This window comes from Frankia sp. CgMI4 (assembly GCF_001756285.1).
Taxonomy (GTDB): domain Bacteria; phylum Actinomycetota; class Actinomycetes; order Frankiales; family Frankiaceae; genus Frankia; species Frankia casuarinae.
Map to the genome: position 1 here is coordinate 1 of NZ_MAQZ01000094.1, position 17,888 is coordinate 17,888.

Consider the following 17,888-nt stretch of genomic DNA (forward strand, 5'->3'; position numbering starts at 1 on the left):
CTGGAATGGGCGACCTCCTGCCCCCCGCCGCGGCACAACTTCCGGACGCTGCCGCGCATCCGCTCCGAACGCCCGGCGTTCGACCTGCACTATCCCCAGGCAGCCGGCCGCATCGACTATCATGCGACCCCCGAGATCACACTGACACCCGAGACCACGCCGAGGCCCGAGACCGCGGACCCGGCCGAATCCACAGCGGCCGAATCCACAGCGGCCGGACCCGACCGCCCGGCGCCGGAATCCGGCTTCAGGACGCCGGAATAACCGGCACGAGCAGCCGCAGGGCACCGGGGCGCACGACGATCTCCGCCGGCAACGACGCCAGCGGATCGCCGTCGGCGTAGACGGCGAAGGGCCGGTCGGCCTCGATGCGCACCCGCCGGGCCCGCAGCACCCGCACGTGCCGGGTGTCGACGTGACGCCCGGAGAACACCCGCGGGAACAGCGCCAGGAACGTCAGGCGGGAGGTGCGCGAGATCAGCAGGACGTCCAGCAGCCCGTCGGCGATGTCCGCCCCGGGGGCGAACCGCATCCCGCCGCCGTAGTACGCCGAGTTCGCCGCCGCAACCGTCCACCCGACCAGGTCCCGAGGCGCGAGGTCGTCCACCGTCACCGTGAAGCGCGCCGGGCGCCAGGCGGCCAGCGCCCGCAGCGCCGCGTAGGTGTAGACCTGCTGGCCGCGCAGGAACCGGGTCCGGTTGGCGATCACCTGGACGTCGGAGTCGTAGCCAACGCTCGCGATCCCGAGAAACGGCCGGCCGCCGACCTCGGGCAGGTCGACCCGGCGTTCCCGGGCGTGCGCAAGCCCGGCCGCGACGCGGCACGGGTCGCGGGGCAGGCCGAGACCACGCACGAAGTCGTTACCGCGCCCGCCGGGGAGCACCGCGAGCACGCCGCCGCAGCGGGCCACCCCCCCTGCCACCGAGCCAGCTAGGCCGTCGCCCCCGAGCGCGACCACGACCCGGCCCTGGGCGGTGGCCGCCGCCGCGAGATCGTCCGCGTGGGCGAGGTCGCGGGTCGGGGTGACCCGGACGTCCCGCGCCCAGCGCGCGAGCTCGATGCGGACGCCGTCGAGCATCCGCATCGCCCGCCCGTGACCCGCGCTCGGGTTGACGATCACGGCCAGCCGGTTGCGGTCGACCTCGGCGGGTTCGACCCGCAGCGGCTGCGGCGCCACCGCACCGAGGCTTCCCCGGGAGGGTGTGCGGGGGGCAGCGGCGTCCGTCATGGTGAGCGAGCTTACGGGCGGGTGCGGCAGGTCCCCCAGCGGCCGGGGATTCGGAGCCGGGGATGCGGAGCCGGGGATGCGTGACCATGGCGGCTCACCGCCCGGGCAGCGGCCCCGCGGACAGGTGCTGGCTCGATGCACCGAAGAACGACCGCTCGCCGAGCTGCGGATCGTCGCGCAGGTCCCGCAGCACGAGGTGTTCCAGCAGGAGCAGGGCCGCGTCGGCCGGCCAGAGCACCAGCCACAGCCACACCCCCCRGGCCTCCCCGACGAACGCCGCCCGATCGGGGGGTACGACCAGCGGCCACAGCGCCGTGGGATGCCCGGCGGCCTCTACCTTCGCCTCCGGTACGCCGGGCAGCGGTTCGGGATCGGGACCGCTGATGCCCGCGAGCCGGGCGCCGAGTCCCACCCGAGGCGCCTCGGCGACGAGCACCATCTCGGCCGGCCCGCCCAACGGAGAGGGCCCGGCGGCGGCGACTGCCGTGGCACGCGGCCCGGTACGCTCGTCACCGGCCCAGCCGACGCCGCTGACGTACCAGTGGACCGGCATCGGCTGCGGCAACCAGATCGGGACCGTCGAGGTCTTCGACAGCGCGTGGAGCGCCTGTTCCCGCGACGACACGGCGGTGCGGTAGGGACTCACCTCCCCGTGATCGTCGCACCGCCACTGGCTGCTCCACAGATCGGGTGGACGCAGCGGTCCGAGACAGCGCGGGCAGGCCGCAGCAATGGTCACCGGGCGCCTCCTGGCGTAGGTGGAGATGTCGCCGAACATCGGCACTCCGGCACCGGTATGCCCTCGGCTTTCCACCCGCAATCGCCCCACCAGGTTCCCACCCGCAATCGTCCGACCTGGGCAGATATGCCGAACAGCCGGGTGCGCCATCCCTCCGTCACCCCTCCGGGCGGGCCGGGGAGGGAGGCTGACGGCGCGCCGCGAGCTCCGCGAACGCCTCGTCGAGGAGATCGAGGCCAGCCAGCAGCAACGGCTCCTCGATCACCAGCGGTGGCAGCAGCCGGAGCACGTTGCCCCAGGTGCCCGCGGTGAGCACGATCAGGCCGCGACGATGGCAGGCGGCGGCCGCGGCGGCGGTGAGGACCTTGTCCGGGCTGTCGTCGCCGGCGCCCCGGACCAGCTCCAGGGCGACCATCGCGCCCCGCCCCCGGACATCCCCGACGAAGTCGTACCGCTCGCGCAACGCGTGCAGGCGGGGCAGGGCGATCTCGCCGATCCGGCGGGCCCGGCCGGCCAGGTCCTCGGACTCGATGAGGTCGATCGCGGCGAGAGCCGCGGCGCAGGCCGCCGGGTTCCCCCCGTAGGTGCCGCCGAGCCCGCCGACCTGGGGGGCGTCCATGATCTCCGCACGGCCGGTGACGGCCGCGAGCGGCAGGCCGCCGGCGATGCCCTTGGCGGTGGTGATGAGATCCGGGACGACGCCTTCGTGCTCGCAGGCGAACATCGTCCCGGTCCGGGCGAACCCGGTCTGCACCTCGTCCGCGACGAACACGATCCCCGCGACCGTACAGAACTCGGCGAGGCGGGGCAGGAACCCGGTCCCGGGGACGATGAAACCGCCCTCCCCCTGGATCGGCTCGATGACCATCGCGGCGACGGACGCGGCCCCGATCTCGTCCCGCACGAGCTCGATCACCCGCTCGGCGGCCTCCTCCCCACAGCGGTCGGGACCGGTCGGCCAGCGGTAGGGATACGCCAGCGGCATCCGGTAGACCTCGGGCGCGAACGGCCCGAACCCACTCTTGTAGGGCATCGACTTCGCGGTCATCGCCATCGTCAGGTTCGTCCGGCCATGGTAAGCGTGCTCGAAGACGACGACCGCGCCCCGGCCGGTCGCGCTGCGCGCGATCTTGACGGCGTTCTCGACGGCCTCCGCTCCGGAGTTGAACAATGCCGAGCGTTTCTCATGGGTACCCGGCGTCAGCCGGTTCAGCGCCTCACAGACGGCGATATAGCCCTCGTACGGCGTCACCATGAAGCAGGTGTGGGTGAACCGGCCGATCTGCTCACGCACGGCCTCGACGACCCCGTCCGCAGCGTTGCCGACGCTGACCACCGCGATCCCCGAACCGAAGTCGATGAGCGAGTTGCCGTCCACGTCGACCACGACCCCGCCGCCCGCCGCGTGCGCGTAGACCGGGAGGGTCTCACCGACCCCCCGGGCCACGGCGCCGACGCGGCGCGCGGCGAGTGCCCGGGACCGCGGGCCGGGGATCTCGGTGTGCAGACGCGGCTCCTGGGGCAGCCGCGGGCCGCCGGTGGCGGGCAGGCCGATTCCGGTCGCCGCCGGGTTGGGAATGGTCATCGTCGGCTCCTACCTGATCGTATGCGCGCACGTACCTGTCCACGGCCCGGGCCACGCCGCCGCGCCGCGGCCCTGGTCCGGTCTGGGCCGGGCCGGGCCGGGCCGGGCCGGGCCGGGCCGGGCCGGCCATCGTCCCCCGCCGCCGGGATCCGGCCGGTGGTCCTCGAGCGGGACCGGGCGCGCCGCAGGCGCCCCGCCCGCGCGGGCGCCTAGAATGAGCTCGATGGTGATGACGACGGCAGGCGGCTCGACGCCAGGCGGCCCGGTGGCCGCCCGCGCCGACCGGTCATCCGCGCGATGAGCGAGCCGACGCCGTTCTGGCTGGCAGGCAAGCCGGCCACCGGGTCGGCGACGACCACCGTTCGGCACCCGTTCGACGGCGCGGAGGTCGCCGTCGTCGCGCAGCCGGACCCCGACCAGGTTGAGACGGCCGTGGCCGCCGCGGCGGCGGTCGCCCCGGCGTTCGCGGCGCTGCCGGCCCACGTCCGCGCCGGCGCGCTCGCCGGCGTGTCGAAGGAGATCGCCCGTCGAGGCGACGAACTGGCCCGTCTCATCACCGCGGAGAGCGGTAAGCCGCTGACCTGGTCGCGTGCCGAGGTGGCCCGGGCAAGCTCCACCTTCCGCTGGGGGGCGGAGGAGGCCCGGCGTTTCGCCGGGGAGCTGACCAGGCTGGACACCGATCCCCCCGGGGAGGGACGGCTCGCGCTCACCCGGCGTTTCCCCCGCGGGCCCGTGCTGGGCATCACCCCCTTCAACTTCCCGCTCAACCTGGTCGCCCACAAGGTGGCGCCGGCGCTGGCGGTCGGCGCGCCGATCATCGTGAAGCCGGCCCCGCGCACGCCGCTGTCGGCGCTGTTCCTCGGCGACCTGCTCGCCGACGCCGGCTTGCCCGAGGGGTCGTGGTCGGTCCTCCCGATCCCCAACGACCGCCTCGGCCCGCTCGTCGCGGACCCTCGGCTGCCCGTGGTGTCCTTCACCGGCTCCGGCCCGGWGGGCTGGTCCATCCGCGACACGGTCCCCCGCAAGCATGTGGTCCTCGAACTCGGCGGGAACGCGGCGGTGCTGGTCGCCGMCGACTACGCGACCCCCGCCGATCTGGCCCGGGCCGCCGGCCGCATCGCCCTGTTCGCCAACTACCAGGCCGGCCAGTCGTGCATCGCCGTGCAGCGGGTCTACGCCGACCGCACGATCGTCGACGAGCTGCTCGCCGAGATCGTCGCCGCCGTGCGGGCGCTGCACGACGGGGATCCGGCCGACCCGGCCACCGACGTGGGGCCGCTGATCGACGTCGCGGCGGCGGAACGGGTCGAGGCGTGGATCACCGAGGCCGTCGAGGCGGGGGCGACACTCGTCTGCGGCGGGACGCGCCACGGCACGAGTCTCAGCCCGGCCGTGCTGACCGGCGTTCCGCCCACCGCCAAGGTGGTGAGCGAGGAGGTCTTCGGCCCGGTGATCGTCGTGGCGGCGGTCGACGGCGTTGACGAGGGCTTCGCCCGGATCAACGACAGCGCCTACGGCCTGCAGGCCGGGGTGTTCACCCACGACCTGGCCACCGCCTTCCGCGCCCACCGGGAGCTCCAGGTCGGGGGGGTCGTCATCGGCGACGTCCCGTCGTACCGGGCCGACCAGATGCCCTACGGCGGGACGAAGGGTTCCGGCATCGGGCGGGAGGGGGTCCGCTCGGCCATGACCGACCTCACCGAGGACCGGGTGCTGGTCCTGACCGGTCTGGACCTGTAGGCCTCCCTGCCGCCCGCCGTCGCCCACCACCACGGCCCGCACCGCCCGCACCGCCGTCTCACCCCGGCCTGCCGCCCCGGCCTGCCGCCCACATCATCGCCGCGCGGCGAAAAGCTGCCACTATGAAGCATTATGGAGCGGGTGGCCATCGACCTGCACACCCATTCGACCGCCTCGGACGGCCTGGAGTCACCGGAGAACCTCGTCCGGCTCGCAGCCGGGCAGGGCCTGTCGATCCTCGCGCTCACCGACCATGACACCATCGCGGGCATCGGCCGCGCGGCCGCGGCCCTGCCTGCCGGGCTGACCCTGGTGCCGGGCGCCGAGATCTCCTGCCAGGTCGAGGTGRCAGGTGCGTGGGTATCCCTGCACGTGCTGGCCTACCTGTTCGACCCGGCCGAGCCGGCGTTCGCGGCGGCCCGGGCCCGGGTGCGGGAACATCGCGCCACCCGGGCCCGTCGGATGGTCGACCGACTCGCCGCGGACGGGCATCCGGTGCGCTGGGAACGGGTCCTGGAGCTGGCGGCCGGCACGGTGGGCCGCCCCCACATCGCCGCGGTCATGGTCGAGGCCGGGCTGATCCCCGAGGTGGCGGCCGCGTTCAGCAACCGGTGGATCGGCGCGGGCGGACCGTACTGGGTGGGCAAGGAGCAGCCGGACGTCTGGGAGGCGCTTCGCCTCATCCACGGCGCCGGCGGGGTGAGCGTGTTCGCGCACCCGTTCGCGAGCAGGCGCGGCGTCACAGTCGGTCCCGAGGTGATCGAGGCGATGGCGAAGGCGGGCCTGACYGGCCTCGAGGTCGATCATCCCGATCACCTACCCGTCGCGCGGCGCCGGCTACGTGGCCTCGCTGCCGAGCTCTCGCTGGTGGCGACCGGTTCCAGTGACTTCCACGGCACCAGCAAGCCCCAGGGGCTCGGGGCCGAGACCACCTCCCGGGAGGCGTACGAGGCGTTGATCTCCACCGCGCGGGGGGCGGTCCCGATCACCGCGTCCGGATGACCGGCCGCGCGGTGCCGGGCACGCGCTGCCGGGCACGCTGCCGGCAGGCCATGGCCGCTCAGGCGTTCGCGTCGTACCCCCGGCCGTTGCCGCCCGGCCTCGGCGGGCTCAGCCGGCCCAGCAGCTCGGCGAGCAGGTCCTGCTCGGTTCGGCTGAAGTGGGAGAGCACGTGCCGGGCGACCCCCTTGAGGTGGGTGCCCGAGGCCGCCCGCAAGCGGTCGAATCCCTGCGGGGTGAGGGTGGCGAGCGTGCCGCGGGCATCCGACGGGCAGGACCGCCGGGCGACCAGTCCCTCCCGTTCCAGCCGGTCGACCAACCGGGTGAGACCGCTGCGGGAGAGCAGCACCGCCTGGGCGAGTTCGCTCATCCGTAACTCGCCGTTCGGGGCCTCGGCGAGCTGGACCAGCACGTCGTACGAGGCCAGGGGAAGCCGGTGAGCCGCCTCGAGCTCGGCCTCGAGGACCCGGGTCACGTGGRCATGGGCGTGCAGCAGCTCACGCCAAGCCCACATCCCATGTTCGTCGACCCAGTCCTCGCCGGTCTCGGAGCTGGCGCCGAACATCTCTTCGACTGCCATCGCGTCCTCCCGCCTCCGCACGATCAGCCTACGTCGCGGCCCGCCCGCAAAACCGTCCCAAGCAGCCGCCTCCGTCACCGGGACACATACCAGGCACATACCGGGACACAATCACCCCTGGTCATGACGATGGGCACGCTCCGCACCCGTCGTGAAGCCGACAGGGCGGCTCACGCTCCCCGGTCCGCCGAACACGGCGGACCGGGGATCGTGAGCCGGCGCCGTCACGTCCCCCGCGGGCTATCGTGGACCCACAGGCGGCCCGGCGGGCCGCACCTGATACCAACCTGTGACTGAGGTTTCCCTTGTCCCTATCCCGGCCTTCCCCCGACGCGATTCAGTCGGCTCTGGCGACGGTGCACGATCCCGAGATCGGTCGTCCCATCACCGAGCTGGACATGGTCTCGTCGGTTCGCGTGCTCGACGACGGCTCGGTCGACGTCGGGGTCCTGCTCACCGTGTCCGGCTGCCCCATGCGCGACGAGATCATCAATCGGGTCAGTCGAGCCGTCAGCGCGGTCGAGGGCGTCCGCGAGGTCCGCGTCGATCTGCAGGTCATGTCGGACGAGCAACGCGGTGCCCTGCACGCGAAACTGCGGGGGGGCAACGCCCCCAAGGCGATTCCCTTCGCCCAACCAGGCTCGACCACCAGGGTCTACGGCGTCGCCAGCGGCAAGGGCGGCGTCGGCAAGTCCTCGATCACCGTGAACCTGGCCGCCGCGATGGCCCGTTCGGGCCTGTCGGTCGGTGTGCTCGATGCCGACATCTATGGGCACTCCGTGCCCCGCATGCTGGGCATCGACCGCCCGCCCACCCAGGTCGAAAAGATGATCATGCCGCCCCAGGCACACGGRGTGCGAGTCATCTCCACCGGGATGTTCACGCKCGGCAACCAGCCAGTGACCTGGCGCGGACCGATGCTGCACCGTGCCCTGGAGCAGTTCCTGTCAGACGTCTTCTGGGGTGACMTGGACGTCCTTCTCCTGGACCTACCGCCCGGCACCGGTGACATCGCCATCTCCCTGGCCCAGCTGGTGCCGTCCTCCGAACTGCTGCTGGTCACGACCCCGCAGCTGGCGGCCACCGAGGTCGCCGAGYGGGCCGGGACCATCGCCGTGMAGACCCGGCAGAACGTGGTCGGGGTCGTCGAGAACATGGCGTGGCTGCCCTGCCCGCACTGCGGCGAGCGGGTCGACGTGTTCGGCTCTGGCGGCGGGGCTGCGGTGGCCGAGYGGCTGACCAGGGTGCTCGGTCATGACGTACCGCTGCTGGCCCAGATCCCGGTGGACGTCCGGCTCCGGGAAGGCGCCGACAACGGCATGCCGCTGGTCATCGGCGAGCCGGACAGCGAGGCGGGCAAGGCCCTGCACGCGGTGGCGGGCCGGCTCACCTACCGCTCCCGTGGGCTCGCCGGACGCAGCCTCAACCTCACGCCGGTGGGGCGCTGAACACCTACGATCGGCCGTCCGTCCGGGTTCGCGCAGCCTGATCGACGCGAGCCCGGCCCCGGCTGGCCCCGCCCCGGGGCGGGTGCATCGAGCCGGCGGCGACGCCGAACCTCAGGCGACGCCGAACCTCAGGTGGCGTCCGAGTCGAAGGGCACCTCTGTCGCCGGGCCGTCGCTCCGTGCCGGCTGCGCCGGCACGGAGCGGGCGGCGGACGCCTTGCTCGGCGAGACCTTCGACAGCATGGGGGACACCGGACCGGGCGGCGCCGCCGGAACCGCGGCCTCGGCGCCGGGACGAGCCGGATCCTTGGCCGCGGGATCTCTCGGCAGCGAGGACTTGGTCAGTGACGGCGCCGCGGGCGGATCGTCACCGAGGAGCAGCGAGTCGAGCGAGGTCCGCTTGGTGAGGTATGGCGGCAGAACCGGATCGTCCTCGAACAGGTGCTTGCGGACGAAGGTCTTGGGATGCAGGTCCCGGATATCCAGATCGGCGAATTCCGGGCCCAGCTCGGACCTGAGATCGTTACGCATGCCGTTGGCCAGCTGACGCAGCTGACGCAGCACGCGTCCCGCGTCCCTGGCGGCCTTGGGCAACCTGTCCGGGCCGAAGACGAACAGCCCGATCAGAAGCAAGACGACGACTTCACCCCRCCCGACACCGTTGAACACGCGCTGAGCGTACCTCTCCCGGTGTTGCGGGCAAGGAGCTCGTGGGCAACGAAAAGATGTCTGCGGCTCAGCGCTGTTGTTCCTGCAGCGTCAGCTGGGTGGTCGCGGTGGCACCGGCGCGTTCGTAGGCGACCGACACCCGGTCACCTACCCGGTGGAGCCGGGCTGCGACGATGAGGTCGTTCATCCCGCTGATAACCCTGGTGTCCACCCGCGTGATGATGTCGCCGACGCGCAGCCCGGCGCGCTCGGCGGGGCCACCGGGCGCCAGGTTGACGACGCGGGCACCCGACGTGGTCCCCATGGCCTTCGCCTGGCCGGCGGTGACGGTCGCGGCTGACACGCCGAGGTACGGGTGGGTCGCCCGACCGGTCGAAATGATCTCCTGAGCGACCGAGCGGGCGAAGTCGATCGGGATGGCGAACCCCACGCCGATGCTGCCGCTCTGGCTCTGGGACTCATGGCCGGGCACCGCGGCGATCGCGGTATTGATCCCCACCATCTGGCCGAGGCCGTCGAGCAGCGGACCACCGGAGTTGCCCGGATTGATCGCCGCGTCGATCTGGATCGCCCCGATGAGCACCGTGGGGTCGGTGCCGCTCTCGGCCGGGACCATGGGATTGCGGTCGAGCGCGCTGACGACGCCGGTCGTCACGGTGCCGGCGAGGCCGAACGGCGCCCCGATGGCAACCACCGGCGCTCCCACGACCAGCGAGCCGGACTGGCCGAGCGTCACCGCCGGCAGGGGCTGCGGGGCCGGGATCCGCAGAACGGCAATGTCAGTCTTGGGATCCCGCCCGACCAGGTCGGCCCGGACCTGGCCGAACTCCTGGTAGCGGCGCACGGAGATCGGAGTTCTGGCGGCGACCGCGGACRCCACGACGTGGTTGTTCGTCAGGATGTACCCCTCCGGGCTAATGATCACCCCGGAGCCGGTACCCGCGGCATCGCCGTCCCCCCCGCCACCGGCGTCGATCGTCACCACACTGGGCAGAGCCGTCGCGGCGATCGACGCGACCGACCTGCGGTCGGAGCTGGGCGCGGCGGTACCGACCGGCAGGGCCGCCGACGCCTGTTGGTCGCTGCCGCGCTCGGTCATCGAGACGAGCAGCGCACCGATCCCCCCACCCAGCAGACCCGCGACCAGGATGCTCGCGAGGAGGACCCGGTGACCGAGAACGACCGGGCGACCAGGAGCGACCAGGCGCCCCCGCGGCGCCGAACGACCAGTCAGGACATCGGCGAACGGCACGGCGAACGGCGCGGCGTTCGAGCCGCCGCTGTCGGAGCCGCCGCTCTCGGAGCCGCCGCCGTCGGAGTCCGCGGGCAGCGGATACGGCGTCGAGGTCGGCGACCACGCCCGCGGGGAGCCCGTCTCGGCGGGCGGTGGGGCCGGCGGCTGCGTGCCGAAGCCACGCACCGCGGTCACCGTCGGCAAGCCTCCCGACGGCTCCCGCGGGTTCCCGTCCGCCGCAGCGCGCCCGCGGTCGGTCGCGGCGGCGCCCGGGTCGCAGCCCGCCCGGGCGCCCGGCGCCCCCGGACCCGAAACGCCCGTCCTCGAAACACCCGCCCCCGGAGCACCCGCCCCCGGAGCACCCACGCCCGGAGCACCCACGCCCGGAGCGGCCCCCTCGACCCGCCCGGAATGCCGGGGGTGGCGATGCCCTCCAGGAGCGGAGCCGGCCCTGTCCTCACCCGGGTGGGAGGGTCGGCGGACGCCGGCCGGGCTGACGTACCGGAATCCGCGCCGCCCCGGATTCCGGCGTCGCACCCTCACGGGCCGTGGGCCGCGGCTGCGGCCCCGCACCCGATGGCCCCGCACCCGATGGAGTCCCCGGGGCCGGCTCAGGAGCGCGTGCCGCCGGGCTACCCGTGCCCGGCGTCCCGGCGGCCGTGGGTCGCCGCTCGGGCCGGGTCTCCTCCGCCGGCCCGGTCATCGCGGTGGTGGATGCCGTACGAGGCGATTGCGGACGGCGTGTCCCGGCCGCCGGTTCCGACCCGGACGGCTGCACGGGTCCCGACGGCTGCACGGGGACGACCACCCCGGGCTGTACCCGCGGCCCGGCACCGCCGGCCGTGGTGGGCCGGGGCGTGGCGGGAAGGCGGAGCCGACTGACGGGTATCGTCCCACCGGTCGAGGGGACGGTCGTCTCGTCGCGCGCCGCCGCGACCCGGCCACCGGCCTGGTCGGTCCGCGGCTTGCCGTCGGTGGCGGAAGGCGCCGCGCCGGCGGCTCGCGGGACACCAGGGCGGGAAGGATCGGCGCGGTGGCCCGGGCCGGCGGGAACCGACCGCATCGTGGATGACCGCTCGAGACGTCGGGGCCGTACGGGCGGGTCGACCGGTTCCACGCTCGCGACAGGCACCTCGTTGTCGCTGACGTCCACACGTCCTCCCCGACTCGCTCGTCGCACGGCACGGCGGAACGCCGGCGACCGGTTCCGTCCTGGAAAGCACGCGCGACGCGTCCGAGCGGGTAACACGGTAAAGCCTCACATCAGGCCAGACGAGACCTCTCCTCCAGAACACCCAGAAAATGTCTTTCAGGTACCGGAAAGATGCGTCCCGCCGGTTTCCGGCGGCGACCGGGGCGGACAGCCGGACAAAGGCGACCAGCCAGGGCTTGGCGCCGGGAGACGGAGCAGGCGACACCCTGAAACTCACGGCCCCGACCGCCTCCCGGTACCCGGGACGGCCTACCCCGTCCGAATACCCCCGTTCAAACACCCCCGACCGGGTCGATGGGGAACGTGTTCGCCCGGGTCGGCCCGAATTCGCCCGAGTCGGCCCGAACGGGCGGACGATCAACGGCGCAAGGACACCCGGACCGGGGCGAACATCGGGGTGAGCCGGCTCGGGACGCCGTTCGCAACGCCCGGGGCGACGACCGAGGACACCGTCGGCACCGCGACGGGCCCCGGCGTCTGGGTACTCTCCTGGCCGTCGGCGATGGCGGCACCAGCGACGGCGAGCAGCATCAGCGCGGCGGATCCGAGGAGGGTTCGGCGCATGCTGGTCCGGGGGGTGGGACGACGGTGCGGGGCCGGCAGCCGCCGGCGCGGGGCGGGCGAAGCCGGCCGCCGCAGGTGCTGACGCGCGAGCCCCGGCGCGGGACGGCCCGCCTGACCCGGACCGCGCGCAGCCCCGCCGGTGGCTGCCGGCGCCGGTCGAGCGGCGGGCCTGGGCGAGGCGGGACGAGTGCCGGCGCCCGGGCGAGGATCGAAGGGGGGCTGTCGGAGCTCGACGGAACGCGGCAGCAGGGCCGGTACTGTCACCGTGAACGCCCCGGGAAGCCTGACCGGGTCGAGACGGGTAGGCCCCCGCCTGTCCGGCGCAGGACGGAACTGGGAGCGCTGGGATTGCGGGGAGCGCTGGGATTGCGGGGAGCGCTGGGAGCGCGGGGAGCGCGGGGAGCGCTGGGACGAACCCGGCGGGGGCGCGGGCAGCGCGGTCAGACCGCCCAGGCTCAGCAGCCGGACCGCGAGGCCGCCAGGAAGATCCGGCCCATCGAGAGCAACCAGCCGTGCCTTGACCATCCGCAGGGCCGCCACCTCCCGCTGGCACTCCCCGCAGCGGGCAAGATGCGCGAGCGCGCGATCACGAGCGTCATGATCAAGCTGATGGTCGATGAGAGGCGAGATCCGATCGCCGAGATGCTCGGTCACGCCCGCCGCTCCCGCGGAGCACCACCCTTGCTCCCGGCGGCGACGGGCCCATGCCGTCCCCTGCTTCTGGGCCGCCCGTCGTCGCCTCGGTCCCGACGCGGTCTGGTCGTGTCCGGCGGCGCCACGTCCGCCTCGGCGAGCTCCGCCGCCACCGGCCCGACGGCGGGCTCCGCGGTGAGAAGGGCGTCGTCCGAGACCGTCACGGCGGCGGACAACGCGGCGCCGTCACCAGTACGTGGCGCGCGATCAGCCAGCGCCGCGCGCAACATCGCCCGACCGCGCGAGATCCGGCTGCGCACTGTGCCCAGTTTCACGCCCAACGTCTGAGCGATCTCTTCGTAGGAGAGCTGCTCGATGTCGCACAGCACGACGGCGGCCCGGAAGTCGGGCGGCAGAGCGGCGAGCGCGGCCTCGACGTCCGCGTCGAGATGAGCCTCGGCGTAGACCGCCTCCGGGCTCGCCTCGCGGCCGGCCAGCCGCTCGGTGTCCTCGGGCAGCGCATCGAACCGGATCTTCTGCTGGCGACGCATGCGGTCGAGGAAGAGATTGGTGGTGATCCGGTGCAGCCACCCCTCGAAGGTGCCGGGGGTGTAGTCCGCCAACGACCGGAACACCCGGACGAACACGTCCTGCGTCAGGTCCTCGGCGTCGTGGGCGTTACCGGTGAGGCGGTAGGCGAGGCGATAGACCCGGTTGCCGTGCTCACGGACCACGTCTTCCCAGGAAGGAGGAACCCAACCAGAAGCTTCTGCGGTGGCGGCGACGCCGGCGGCGTCCGAGCCCGCCCCGGGGTCCTGAGCAGSCACGGCCGCCTCTCGGTCGGTTCGCGTCAAACGTACCCGACGAGCCGGCCAGGGAGCGGCGAATCCCGCTGCGGACACCGATGTTTCTCCCCTCGATCCTCGACACGATGCGCGTTGACCAGATGAACGCGCGTCCTCGGTCTCCCGTTCCCGTAGGCTGAGGAAGTCATGCCGGACACTGACATCGGCGAACTCGAGTCCGCCGCCGCCTATGCCGAGGGCTTCCTGCTGGAAGACCCGATCCTTCGCGCTGCCCGCGCCCGAGCCGAGGAGGTCGGGATCGTCCCGGTCAGCCCGGGTACCGGCGCGGTCCTACGCTTCCTCGCCGCTGCCGTGGGCGCCCGCGCGGTGGTCGAGATCGGCACAGGTACCGGGGTCTCCGGTACCTGGCTGTTGCGCGGGATGCGGCCCGACGGAACCCTGACCACCATCGACGTCGAGGCCGAGCACCTTCGGCTGGCCCGGCGCACCTACGCCGACGCGGGGATGACCCCCGGGCGCAGCCGGCTGATCACCGGCCGCGCCCTCGACGTTCTCCCCCGGCTGACCGACGGCGCCTATGACCTCGTGTTCTGTGACGCGGACCGGCGTGAGGGCACCGAGTACCTCACGCAGGCCCTGCGGCTGCTGCGGCCGGGCGGCGTGGTGGCGTTCGCCAGCGTGCTGGCCTTGGCCCAGGGCCAGGCCACCGGCCCCGAGGCGGTGGCGGTCCGCGAACTTGCCACAGCTGTACGTGACGACGTGCGGCTTACCCAGATGCTCCTCACCACCGGCGGCGGCCTCCTGGTCGCCGTGGTCGCCAAGTCCTCCCCGGTCGGCTGACCRGCACCCCGGGCGAGGTGGCCGGCACCCCGGGCGAGGTGGCCGGTCCGCGGTAACACGATCGGGGCCGGCCGATCGTGCCGGTACCCGGTGGCTCCTCAGTGGGCGCGTAAGGTGCGCTTAAGCGTGACATTCCTACGCCTTGGGGAGTAAATGGCACCGGCCGCGCAGGAGTACCGGCGCTACGACGTCTACGACGACTACGGCGACTACGACAGCCGGGCCAGGGACGACTACGACAGCCGGGCCAGGGACGCCTACGACAGCCGCGCCGAGCCACCGCCCGCCCCACGTGAGAGCCTGCTGCCCTACATCACGTTCGTCCTCGTCGTGGCGGTCCTAGCCGGGATCGCCGGTTACACGCTGAACCGCCTGGTGGGACCGGCGCACGGCGCGCGCTCCGCCCACCCGTCCGCACCGGGCGCCACCCCCTCCCCGACGGCCGTGCCCACCCCGTCGGCCGTGGGAGGCGGCCTCGCCGGCCTTACCGCCGAGCAGGTGGCGATCCGGCTGGCCGGCGCGGGCCTGCCGCTGCACACCACCGTCGTCTACAGCGCGGCCACCGACCCGGATCGTCTCCTGGGCCGGACGAACGGCTACACCAGCAGAATCGCCTTCAGCGATCCGCGGGTGGGCGTCAACGAGGTCTCCGGAAGCCCCGCGGGCGCGATCGAGCGCGGCGGCGCGATCGAGGTCTTCGCGGACGCGGCGAGCGCGCAGCAGCGGGCGACGAAGCTCCTCACCGTCACCGCCGACAACCCGCTCGTCACCGAGTACGTCTTCGTCCAGCGCACCGTGGTGCTCCGGGTCTCCCTGGTCCTCACCGCGGACATCGCCCGGGAATACGAGGCCGCGCTCCTGCGTCTCGCGGCCTGAGATCCCCTCGCGGCCCGGCAACATCCAGGACATCCAGGGGTATCGGGGTATCGGGGTATCGGGGACGTCTGGAACATCCGGGAGTTCCGGGGGCTCTACACTCAGGCCGCCGGTGTCTGGGATGGCCCACTCGACAGCCAGGTCAGCAGGGTACGCACCCCCCACCCGGTGCCGCCCCGGCTGATCTCGCCGTCGTCGGCGTCCGACCGTGCGGTGCCCGCGATGTCCAGATGTGCCCAGGGCCGCCGGCCCGCGAACTCCCGCAGGAACAGCGCCGCGGTGATGGAACCGCCCCCGACGTCCAGCGCCCGGCCGATGTTGGCAAGGTCCGCCACCGGCGAGTCGATCGCCGCCCGGTACTCCTTCACCAACGGCAGCCGCCACACCCGTTCCCCGGCGCTGTCCGCCGCGGCGGACAGCGCCGCCGCCAGCCGGTCGTCCGAGCTGAACAGCCCGGCGGTGCGCCGGCCGAGCGCCACGGCGATCGCTCCGGTCAGCGTGGCGAGATCGACGATGACATCCGCGTCGAGCGCGCCCGCGGCGTAGGCGAGGCCGTCCGCCAGCACCAGGCGGCCCTCGGCGTCGGTGTTCAGTACCTCCACCGTGGTCCCGCCCCAGCAGGTGATGACGTCGCCGGGACGCATGGCAGTCGCACCGATCATGTTCTCCGCCAGACAGAGCAGGCCGGTGACGCGCCCGGGCACGTTCAACGCCGGCAACGCGGTCATCGCCCCGAGCACCGCCGCCGCGCCCGCCATGTCGGTCTTCATGCCGGCCATCGGGACGGCCGGCTTCRGGGAGAGCCCACCCGAGTCGAAGGTGATTCCCTTCCCGACCAGGACCCGGTGACCATCGGTGAAGCGGCCCGCCGGCGAACCATCCGGCTCCGCCGACCCGATGGATCCCGCCGACCCGATGGATCCCGCCGACCCGGTGGATCCCGCCGACCCGGTGGATCCCGCCAACCCGGCCTCGCCAGAAGTCCACGGTGGCCCGTGATATTCGAGTTTGACCAGGTAGGGYGGCCGCGGGGAACCCTCACCGACGGCGCACAACCCCCCGAAGCCCTGCGCCGAAAGATCGTCGGGGCCGAGCAGGGTCGTGTCGAGACCCGCCGACGCGGCGATGCGCACGGCACGGTTCGCCAGCCACTCGGGTGACTTCACCAGACTCGGCATGTTGACCAGATCGCGGGCGATGTACACCCCGGTGGCCACCGCCCGCGCGGCGCCGACCGCGGCCACCGCCCCGGGCTCGTCCGCCCGACCGGTGAGCACGATGACGTTGCCGGGCGCGCCGTTCTCCGGCCCGGGCCGGCCGGCCCGGTCGGGCACTCCAGCGGCCCGGTCGAGCACTCCAGCGGCCCGGTCGAGCACTCCAGCGGCCCGGTAGGCGCCTAGCGCCAAGCCTTCGGTGAAGGCCCGCAGGCCCGGATCGCCGGGCTCCGCCACCACCGCGAGCCGGTCCGGTGCCCCGGCGCGGCGGGCGAGCGCGGCGCCCGCGGCCCGCCAGTCACCCGGTTGACCGGCGCCGATGCCGACCACGAGCAGCCGGGTCGGCCGAGCCGTCCGGGCCAACGGCACCACCAGCACCGAACCCGCATCGCCGCGCAGGGACTCGGACTCGACCAGCAGCGCAAGATCCAGTCCGAGATCGGCGCCGACACCGCGGGCAGTTTCGTCGAACACGGGTCCGTTCTCGGACGACGCGAGGACCAGGGCGACGGTCGAGGGCTCGACGTCGGCGACGGTGGCGGACCGTAGGGTAACGCCGGGAGGAAGCCTGATGAGCCCGTCGATCGCCGGGCCTGACGCGGAATCAACGATGCTCATGCCGGCCTTCTCAYCGGGACCGCCGGACTCACCGGRACCGCCGGACCACGACGGAACCCGGCTGCCGCGGGACGGACGCGAGGACGGCGCACGCGGACGGACACCCGGGCGGACGCACGGACGGTTAACTGACCGCGGTCTTCAGGGCATCCCCCAGCGCACTCGCCTCGTCGGCGGTGAGTTCCACGACGAGCCGACCGCCCCCCTCCAGCGGGACACGCATGACGATGCCGCGCCCCTCTTTGGTCACCTCGAGCGGACCGTCACCCGTCCGCGGCTTCATGGCCGCCATCGGTGCACCTCTTCCTGCCGTCGGACCTGCATCTGACGACGATTATCCCGTAGACCGGACCGCAAACCGAAACACGTCTCTGCGCGGCATCACAACAGTCGCCCGCCGCAACATCGAGAGGTGGGCGTCGATGTTGACGACAACGCCTGCGCGTGTCCCTGCATAGGCCAGATCGATCGGCTACCAACAGTCGACTGTGATGCCACAGACAGTCGGCGGCGATCACTCGTCGATCTGTGGCGAGCGAGTATCCCGATGCCCGTCCGGCGATGGCGCGGTGTCGACGCGCGCGAAGGCGGCCAGCCGGACCAGCTCCTCGTCCCGCCGGGCCAGCTCCTCGTCCCGCCAGGCCAGCTCGTCGGCGAGCMGAAGCAGGACGGCGTCGACCTCGGCCATCCGGTAACCACGCAGCGCCATCCCGAACCGCGTGCGGGCAACGTCACCGGCTGTCACCATGCCGGCAGGTAGTCCGGTAGGAGCGCCGTCCGGCGGCGCCGGGGCGAGCCGATYGAAGCGACCGACGGCCAGCGCGGCCACCGCGAAGACGACGGCGGCCACGATCACAATCTCGATGACGAGCACCACGCATCCGATCGTGCCACGGCCCGCCG

General features: G+C 73.3%; 16 protein-coding genes and 1 pseudogene. 6 read left to right on the forward strand and 11 right to left on the reverse strand.

All coding sequences use genetic code 11. The features are described from left to right. Nucleotides 1-264: pseudogene (locus tag Manayef4_RS25420) on the forward strand (cytochrome ubiquinol oxidase subunit I); the annotation flags it as partial. Here the strand turns inward: Manayef4_RS25420 and Manayef4_RS16955 are convergent. The 3 genes from Manayef4_RS16955 to gabT form a co-directional block, all read right to left on the reverse strand. After that, the gene (locus tag Manayef4_RS16955) at nucleotides 248-1,228 is read right to left on the reverse strand and encodes a YegS/Rv2252/BmrU family lipid kinase (protein WP_023841762.1); all 981 of its coding nucleotides are present in this window, start codon (nucleotides 1,226-1,228) and stop codon (nucleotides 248-250) included. The pseudogene Manayef4_RS25420 and the gene Manayef4_RS16955 sit on opposite strands and share 17 nt — an antisense overlap. Nucleotides 1,229-1,322: 94 nt before the next feature. Continuing rightward, nucleotides 1,323-1,967, reverse strand: coding sequence for a DUF6758 family protein (locus tag Manayef4_RS16960; protein WP_349257450.1), 645 nt, complete (start codon nucleotides 1,965-1,967; stop codon nucleotides 1,323-1,325). Nucleotides 1,968-2,124: 157 nt separating this feature from the next. Beyond that, nucleotides 2,125-3,552, reverse strand: a complete 1,428-nt coding sequence (gene gabT / locus Manayef4_RS16965; protein WP_011438198.1) for a 4-aminobutyrate--2-oxoglutarate transaminase — start codon at nucleotides 3,550-3,552, stop codon at nucleotides 2,125-2,127. 297 nt (nucleotides 3,553-3,849) lie between these two features. On the opposite strand from gabT, the gene Manayef4_RS16970 reads away from it, so the two are divergent. Both Manayef4_RS16970 and Manayef4_RS16975 read left to right on the forward strand, forming a co-directional pair. Continuing rightward, a complete protein-coding gene (locus Manayef4_RS16970) occupies nucleotides 3,850-5,292 on the forward strand; it encodes an aldehyde dehydrogenase family protein (RefSeq protein WP_070132227.1) in 1,443 nt (480 codons plus the stop codon). A gap of 132 nt (nucleotides 5,293-5,424) precedes the next feature. Continuing rightward, nucleotides 5,425-6,294 (forward strand): PHP domain-containing protein, encoded by an 870-nt coding sequence (locus Manayef4_RS16975; RefSeq protein ID WP_070132228.1) that lies wholly within the window; start codon nucleotides 5,425-5,427, stop codon nucleotides 6,292-6,294. Nucleotides 6,295-6,352: 58 nt separating this feature from the next. Here the strand turns inward: Manayef4_RS16975 and Manayef4_RS16980 are convergent, their stop codons facing one another. After that, the gene (locus Manayef4_RS16980; protein ID WP_070132229.1) at nucleotides 6,353-6,871 is read right to left on the reverse strand and encodes a MarR family transcriptional regulator; all 519 of its coding nucleotides are present in this window, start codon (nucleotides 6,869-6,871) and stop codon (nucleotides 6,353-6,355) included. Nucleotides 6,872-7,176: 305 nt separating this feature from the next. Between Manayef4_RS16980 and Manayef4_RS16985 the strand changes: the two genes are divergently transcribed. Further along, entirely contained in the window at nucleotides 7,177-8,319 is a 1,143-nt protein-coding gene (locus tag Manayef4_RS16985) for a P-loop NTPase (RefSeq protein ID WP_070132230.1), read from the forward strand. 128 nt (nucleotides 8,320-8,447) lie between these two features. Here Manayef4_RS16985 and tatB read toward each other — a convergent pair whose 3' ends face one another. The 4 genes from tatB to sigE all read right to left on the reverse strand — a co-directional run bounded on the left by tatB (nucleotide 8,448) and on the right by sigE (nucleotide 13,485). Continuing rightward, nucleotides 8,448-8,987, reverse strand: a complete 540-nt coding sequence (gene tatB / locus Manayef4_RS16990; RefSeq protein WP_070132231.1) for a Sec-independent protein translocase protein TatB — start codon at nucleotides 8,985-8,987, stop codon at nucleotides 8,448-8,450. 67 nt (nucleotides 8,988-9,054) lie between these two features. Then, on the reverse strand, nucleotides 9,055-10,416 hold the full coding sequence (locus Manayef4_RS16995; RefSeq protein WP_254665701.1) for a trypsin-like peptidase domain-containing protein: 1,362 nt from the start codon (nucleotides 10,414-10,416) through the stop codon (nucleotides 9,055-9,057). A gap of 1,375 nt (nucleotides 10,417-11,791) precedes the next feature. Next, entirely contained in the window at nucleotides 11,792-12,652 is an 861-nt protein-coding gene (locus tag Manayef4_RS25085; protein WP_070132232.1) for a zf-HC2 domain-containing protein, read from the reverse strand. Continuing rightward, on the reverse strand, nucleotides 12,649-13,485 hold the full coding sequence (gene sigE, locus Manayef4_RS17005; protein WP_083282519.1) for an RNA polymerase sigma factor SigE: 837 nt from the start codon (nucleotides 13,483-13,485) through the stop codon (nucleotides 12,649-12,651). Before sigE ends, Manayef4_RS25085 begins: the two co-directional genes overlap by 4 nt. Before the next feature lie 138 nt (nucleotides 13,486-13,623). On the opposite strand from sigE, the gene Manayef4_RS17010 reads away from it, so the two are divergent. Then, a complete protein-coding gene (locus Manayef4_RS17010; protein WP_011438208.1) occupies nucleotides 13,624-14,277 on the forward strand; it encodes a class I SAM-dependent methyltransferase in 654 nt (217 codons plus the stop codon). 153 nt (nucleotides 14,278-14,430) lie between these two features. After that, entirely contained in the window at nucleotides 14,431-15,153 is a 723-nt protein-coding gene (locus tag Manayef4_RS17015; RefSeq protein WP_070132234.1) for a hypothetical protein, read from the forward strand. Between the two features lie 101 nt (nucleotides 15,154-15,254). Here the strand turns inward: Manayef4_RS17015 and Manayef4_RS17020 are convergent, their stop codons facing one another. The 3 genes from Manayef4_RS17020 to Manayef4_RS17030 all read right to left on the reverse strand — a co-directional run bounded on the left by Manayef4_RS17020 (nucleotide 15,255) and on the right by Manayef4_RS17030 (nucleotide 17,862). Next, nucleotides 15,255-16,985: a M17 family metallopeptidase gene (locus Manayef4_RS17020; protein ID WP_070132235.1), complete on the reverse strand. Its 1,731-nt coding sequence runs from the start codon at nucleotides 16,983-16,985 to the stop codon at nucleotides 15,255-15,257. Between the two features lie 124 nt (nucleotides 16,986-17,109). Next, entirely contained in the window at nucleotides 17,110-17,277 is a 168-nt protein-coding gene (locus tag Manayef4_RS17025; RefSeq protein ID WP_011438211.1) for a DUF3117 domain-containing protein, read from the reverse strand. 222 nt (nucleotides 17,278-17,499) lie between these two features. After that, nucleotides 17,500-17,862 (reverse strand): DivIVA domain-containing protein, encoded by a 363-nt coding sequence (locus tag Manayef4_RS17030; RefSeq protein WP_070132236.1) that lies wholly within the window; start codon nucleotides 17,860-17,862, stop codon nucleotides 17,500-17,502. Nucleotides 17,863-17,888 lie beyond the last annotated feature (26 nt).